This window comes from Adlercreutzia equolifaciens (assembly GCF_029076695.1).
Lineage (GTDB): Bacteria > Actinomycetota > Coriobacteriia > Coriobacteriales > Eggerthellaceae > Adlercreutzia > Adlercreutzia equolifaciens_A.
In genome coordinates this window covers 1-362 of sequence record NZ_JARFIK010000133.1, presented here as the reverse complement: position 1 = coordinate 362, position 362 = coordinate 1, and the positions used below count along the sequence as shown (strand labels likewise).

The 362-nt window shown below is 52.2% G+C and carries 1 protein-coding gene; it reads right to left on the bottom strand.

Annotated features, from left to right (window positions below; genetic code table 11):
* A partial coding sequence (locus PZH32_RS11785) for a CD3337/EF1877 family mobilome membrane protein (RefSeq protein WP_428994038.1) occupies nt 1-362 on the bottom strand: 362 nt, incomplete at both ends.

The window sequence follows — 362 nt, the reverse complement described above, 5'->3', positions numbered from 1 at the left end:
AGCGAGTAGGCTTCCTGAATCAGATACCCTGTGGCGTTGGAAAGGTACAAGCTGATTGTCCAGATAAAATTTGTGATGGCATACAGCCCGTACATCACCTGTTTTCCGATACCGTCCAGCCAGTTCCACGGGAGCCAGTCCCATCCGCTGTCCACATAAAAATCAAGCTGGTAGTTGTCCAGAGGATATTTGCTGTATTCGTTGGCAGTATCCACCGTATCATCCACCAGTCCGGCAGCGTGGGCGGCTGTGCCGAAGACTGCAAGCAGCAGGAGGATGAGCAGGAGTGCCAGAAGCACCCTGCCAATCACTTTTCCTGCCGTCTTCCAAGACAAGCCCTTTTTTGTGTGATGAGGAACTGG